At 73.7% G+C, this 5,000-nt stretch carries 5 protein-coding genes (1 of these 5 running past the window's edge); 4 read left to right on the top strand and 1 reads right to left on the bottom strand.

Annotated elements, in window-relative coordinates; translation table 11 throughout:
• A protein-coding gene (locus tag PAI11_RS06895; RefSeq protein ID WP_007572312.1) for a DUF389 domain-containing protein crosses the window boundary here: on the top strand, positions 1-502 show its 3' portion. 446 nt of this gene lie to the left of the window's left edge; the window shows 502 of its 948 coding nt (coding positions 447-948); the start codon falls outside the window, past its left edge; the stop codon is at positions 500-502.
• Between the two features lie 17 nt (positions 503-519).
• On the opposite strand, the gene PAI11_RS06890 is transcribed toward PAI11_RS06895, so the two are convergent.
• Positions 520-1,629 (bottom strand): isocitrate/isopropylmalate family dehydrogenase, encoded by a 1,110-nt coding sequence (locus tag PAI11_RS06890; protein ID WP_007572294.1) that lies wholly within the window; start codon positions 1,627-1,629, stop codon positions 520-522.
• 194 nt (positions 1,630-1,823) lie between these two features.
• Between PAI11_RS06890 and murA the strand changes: the two genes are divergently transcribed.
• From murA to hisG, 3 genes are all read left to right on the top strand, one after another.
• The gene (murA, locus tag PAI11_RS06885; RefSeq protein ID WP_007572290.1) at positions 1,824-3,134 is read left to right on the top strand and encodes a UDP-N-acetylglucosamine 1-carboxyvinyltransferase; all 1,311 of its coding nucleotides are present in this window, start codon (positions 1,824-1,826) and stop codon (positions 3,132-3,134) included.
• Between the two features lie 103 nt (positions 3,135-3,237).
• Entirely contained in the window at positions 3,238-4,260 is a 1,023-nt protein-coding gene (locus PAI11_RS06880) for an ATP phosphoribosyltransferase regulatory subunit (protein ID WP_007572288.1), read from the top strand.
• Complete coding sequence (gene hisG / locus PAI11_RS06875) at positions 4,257-4,904, top strand: ATP phosphoribosyltransferase (RefSeq protein ID WP_007572286.1); 648 nt, start codon at positions 4,257-4,259, stop codon at positions 4,902-4,904. The genes PAI11_RS06880 and hisG overlap by 4 nt, the downstream gene beginning before the upstream one ends.
• Positions 4,905-5,000 lie beyond the last annotated feature (96 nt).

The following is a 5,000-nucleotide window of genomic DNA, read 5'->3' as shown; positions in this document are numbered from 1 at the left end:
GGAGTTCGGCCCGATCGCGGCCGCCTGCGTGGCGCTGTCCAACGGGCGCCCGCGGTTGGCGGCGCGGTCGGCGTCGGCGCTGGGGGTCGGGTTGCCGCTGGCGATCCTCGCGGCCTGGGTCTTCACCGTCGTGGGCCGCTGGGCGGGGCTGCACCCCGACGACTTCGCGGGCGCCTCGCACCTGCTGGCGGGCGCGATCTCGAAGCCGGACGTCTACGCGGGGATCGTTGCCGTGGTGGCCGGCGTGGCGGGGCTGCTGTCGCTGACGACGGCCAAGTCGGGCGCGCTGGTCGGCGTGCTGGTGAGCGTGACGACGATCCCGGCGGCGGCGAACGTCGGCGTGGCGCTCGGCTACGGCGATCGGGACGGCTGGGTCGGCTCGGCCGAGCAGCTGGCGCTCAACGTGGTGCTGATGTTCGCCGCCGGCGTCCTGACGCTGTACCTGCAGCGGCTGGGCTACCAGCGGCGGTTGCGGCGCGAACGCGCCCACGAGGGCGGCTGATCGCGCCGCGCCGTCGCTCAGACGGTCGTGCCGAGCGACGACCAGACGTCGATCTTGGTGCGGACGCGCTGGATGACGTCGTCGGCGACCTCGGTCGTCGAAGCGGAGCCGCCGAGGTCGGGCGTCTTGACGCCGGCCGAGGCGCCCTCGAGGACCGACTCGTAGATCGCGCGCGAGGCCTGCTCGGCGGCGGCGACCCCGTGGATCTGCGAGGCGTAGTGGAGGACCGCGGCCCCGGCGAGGATCATCGCCATCGGGTTGGCGACGTCCTTGCCCTGCAGCGACGGCGCGGTGCCGTGCGGCGCCTCGGCCATCGCGACCCGCGGCGCGTAGTCGGCGTCGAAGGCCAGCAGCGTCGACTCGGCGCCGGCGATCGAGCCGAAGAGCGGCAGCACCAGGTCCGACAGGCAGTCGCCGTCGCGGTTGAGCGCGGGGATCACCAGCGGCCCGTCGGCGTCACCGGAGACCAGGCCGGCGTAGGTCGCGTCGATCAGGACCGGCTGGTAGCGGACGTCGGCGTGGCGGGTGGAGGCCTCGTCGAGTTCCTCCTTCAGCATGCCCTCGTAGACCGGGGAGACCGTCCACTTCGGGCCGCCGTAGACGCGGCCGCGCATCTTCTCGGCGGTGCGGAACGCGTACTCGGCGACCGCGTGGCAGGTCGAGCGGCTGATCTTCTCGGTCCGGTAGGCGATCTCGTCGTCGCCGCCCTCGGTGCCCTCACGCCACTGCTTGGCGCCGTAGGCGTCGTCGACGGCCATCCGGACCACCGAGATCGGGAAGTGGATGCCGGCCGCGGGCGTGACGCCGGGGATCCGGCGACCGGTGCGGATGATGACCTTGCCGTCGACCTCCTCGCGGAGGATCCGGTTCGGCGATCCGACGTCGTCCTTGCCCTCGGGCGTGATCGTGGCGGCCTTGACGCCGAGCCCGCTGGCGCGCATCGCCTCGGCGGCCTCGTGGACGATCGCGTTCTTCGTCTCGCGCCGCTTGGCGAGCGAGAGGTCGAACCGCTCGAGCGTCAGCGGCAGGCCGACCACGTCGGGAGCGAGCACCCGGACGGCCTGATCGAGCAGCTCCTGCCCGGTCTCGTCGCCTTCGAGGATGGTGATCGTCAGTTGGTCGGGCATCGCCCTTCGAGGGTAGCGGTGGACGCCGTTCCGGGTGAGGCGCTGCCGTTGCGCTCCCGCCGGACGGACGGAGGGCCGCCGCGGTCCGCGAGGCCGGGGAGGCGCTGCTAGCCTTGCCGGCGGTCCGTGGGTGGACGTTCGCGGACGTTGTGTGTGCCGCGTACGCCCGCCCTCGAAACCGGACCACACGCACTATGGAGAAGTTCGTCATCGACGGTGGCCGTCCCCTCTCCGGGACGGTGCGCCCTGCCGGGAACAAGAACGGGGCGCTGCCGATCCTGGCCGCCTCGGTCCTCACCAGCGAGGACGTGGTCGTTCGCAACGTGCCGCGGATCCGCGACGTGACCTCGATGCTCAACCTGCTCGAGGGCATCGGCGTCACGGTGACCTGGCTGGACGAGCACGCCGTGCGGCTGAACGCGTCGGCCCTGCAGGGCGCCCAGAGCCTGCGCCGCGAGGACGCCGAGCGGATCCGCGCGTCGTTCCTGCTCGCCGGCCCGCTGCTGGCGCGCTTCGGCTCGTGCGTGATGCCGCCGCCCGGTGGCGACGTGATCGGCCGCCGCCGGCTGGATCCGCACCTGGACGCGTTCCGGGCGCTTGGCGCGACGCTCGAGGTCGGGCGCGACATCGAGATGATCGCCCCGCCCGGCGGCCTGCGGGCCGGCGAGGTCTTCATGGACGAGCCGTCAGTGATGGGCACCGAGAACGCGCTGCTGGCCGCCGCGCTGACGCCCGGCACGACGGTCATCGGCAACGCCGCCTGCGAGCCGCATGTCCAGGACCTGGCGCGGATGCTCAACAAGATGGGCGCCCGGATCGACGGGATCGGCTCCAACGTGATGACCGTCCACGGCGACGGCGAGCTGTCCGGCTGCGACCACACGATCGGTCCCGACCACATCGAGATCGGCTCGTTCATGGCGCTCGCGGGCGTCACCGGCGGCGAGGTCCGGATCGTCGACGTCGAGCCCGAGGACCTGCGGATGATCCGGCTGGTGTTCGGCCGCCTGGGCCTGCGGTCGGAGCTCGACGGCACCGCCGTCGTCGTGCCCGGCGACCAGGACCTGCGGACCGCCCGCGACATCGGCGAGCACAAGATGAAGGTCCAGGACGGACCGTGGCCCGCCTTCCCGGCCGACCTGACCTCGATCGCCGTCGCCCTCGCGACCCAGGCCAGCGGATCGGTCCTGATCCACGAGTGGATGTTCGAGAACCGCCTGGTCTTCACCGACAAGCTGGTCTCGATGGGTGCCGACATCACGCTCTGCGACCCGCACCGGGCGATCGTCAGCGGCCCCTGCCGGCTGCGCGGCGAGCGGCTGACCTCGCCCGACATCCGCGCCGGGATGGCCCTGCTGATCGCGGCGCTCTGCGCCGAGGGTCGCAGCACGATCGGCAACATCGACCAGATCGACCGCGGCTACGAGGCGATCGACTCGCGGCTGCGGGCGCTGGGCGCCGAGATCGAGCGCGTGCCCGACGAGGCGGTCGTGTCGGTCGGCTGACCCCGATCCCGGGGCGGCGGTCGCGGCTCGAACCCGCAACCACGGTTGCGGTCCTCCGGGGCCACACGTCGTCCCGGCCCGGAACCCGGGATGATCCATCGCGATGACGCTGCCGATCCCCAGCGGCACGCGCGACGTGCTGCCCGACGAGATGCGCGAGCGCCAGGGAGTGGTCACGGCGCTGCGCGACCACTTCGCCACCTGCGGCTACGGCGAGGTCTCCACGCCGGCCGTGGAGTACGCCAGCGTCCTCGAGCGGGCCGGCATCGGACCGTCGGAGGACGCCGCGCGCCCCCGCTTCCGGACCATCGACGAGCACGGCGAGACGCTCGTCCTGCGCTCGGACATGACCGTCCCGATCGCGCGCCTGGTCGCGTCGCGCTTCGGCGACGTCGAGCCGCCGATCCGGCTCAGCTACCTGGCCCACTGCTATCGCGGGATCCTGCCCGGCCGCGGCGAGGCGCGCGAGCTGCTGCAAGCCGGGATCGAGCTCTGCGGCGCGGGCGCGCCAGAGGGCACGGCCGAGGCGCTGACCGTGCTGGTCGGCGCGCTGCGCGCGGTCGGCCTCGACGGCGCGCGGGTGGCGGTCGGCGACGCCGCGCTGTTCCCCGAGCTGCTCGACGCGGTCGGCGTCGGGGAGCGCGAGCGCGCCGAGATCCTCCACGAGCTGGCCACCCGCGACCACGTCGGCCTGGAGCGCGAGATCCGCGCGGCGACCGACGACGCGACCGCGGCGCTGCTGCTCGACGTCGCCGCCCGCCGCGGCGGTCCCGAGGTGCTCGACCAGCTGGAGGATCCGCGCGCCCGCGAGGCGTCCCGCGGGCTGCGCCAGCTGCTGGAGCGGATCGACGACGACGTCCGCTCGCACCTGATCCTCGACCTCGGCCTGACCCGCAAGCTCGGCTACTACACCGGTGCGGTCTTCGAGGTCTACGCGCCCGGCCAGGGCCACGCGATCGGCGGCGGCGGACGCTACGACGACCTGCTCGGGCGCTTCGGGCGGCCGCTGCCGGCGGTCGGCTTCGCGCTCGACGTCGACGCGCTGCACACGGCGCTGGTCGGCGTCGCCCGCGGCCGCTGGCGGGTCGACCCGACCGTCATCCCCAACGGCGGGAGCGCAGCATGAACCGCTACGGCCTGCGGATCGCCGTCCCGCGCGGGACGATGCTCGGCGACGCGCTCGACCACCTGGACCGGGTCGGGATCGACACCAGCGAGGTCCGCTCCAACGACCGCAAGCTGCTGTTCGAGGACGCCGGCATCGTCACGATGCGGCCCTCCGACGTGGCGACCTACGTCGAGGCCGGCGCCGCCGACGTCGGCATCACCGGCAAGGACGTGCTGATGGAGCAGCGCGGCCGCGACGTGGTCGAGCTGGCCGACCTCGGCTTCGGTCCCTGTCGGATCGTGCTGGCGTCGGTCGCCGGCGATCCGGATCCGGCGGTCGAGGCCCTGCGCCGGCTCGGGATCATGCGGGTCGCGACCAAGTACACCGGGATCGCCGGCCGCTTCTTCGAGGAGACCGGCCGCCAGGTCGAGCTGGTCAAGGTCAACGGCTCGGTCGAGCTGGCTCCGCTGACCGGCCTGGTGGACGCGATCGTCGACCTGACCGCGACCGGCACGACCCTGCGCGAGAACGGCCTGGTCGAGCGCGAGGAGATCGCCTTCTCGACCGCCCGCCTGATCGTCAACCCGGCCGCGCACCGGCTCAAGGCCGCCGCGGTCGACGAGCTCCGCCGCGCGCTGCTGCCGGCGGCCCCCGGAGCATGACCGTCGAGCGGCTCGAGCTGGACGGCGCCACGGGCGGGGGCGACCCGTCCGCGGCGGTCGCGCGCGCCGCGGCCGACCTGCGGCGCCTGGCGCCGG

Origin of the sequence: Patulibacter medicamentivorans, assembly GCF_000240225.1 — a bacterium.
GTDB classification, from domain to species: Bacteria; Actinomycetota; Thermoleophilia; order Solirubrobacterales; family Solirubrobacteraceae; genus Patulibacter; species Patulibacter medicamentivorans.
Note: the sequence above shows the minus strand (reverse complement) of the source record. Positions and strands in the feature narration are given on the sequence as shown.

What these genes read in the sequence shown, in the direction of transcription:
- PAI11_RS06890 (WP_007572294.1), bottom strand. Translation starts at nt 1,629, where the DNA reads ATGCCCGACCAACTGACGATCACCATCCTCGAAGGCGACGAGACCGGG.
- murA (WP_007572290.1), top strand. Translation starts at nt 1,824, where the DNA reads ATGGAGAAGTTCGTCATCGACGGTGGCCGTCCCCTCTCCGGGACGGTG.
- PAI11_RS06880 (WP_007572288.1), top strand. Translation starts at nt 3,238, where the DNA reads ATGACGCTGCCGATCCCCAGCGGCACGCGCGACGTGCTGCCCGACGAG.
- hisG (WP_007572286.1), top strand. Translation starts at nt 4,257, where the DNA reads ATGAACCGCTACGGCCTGCGGATCGCCGTCCCGCGCGGGACGATGCTC.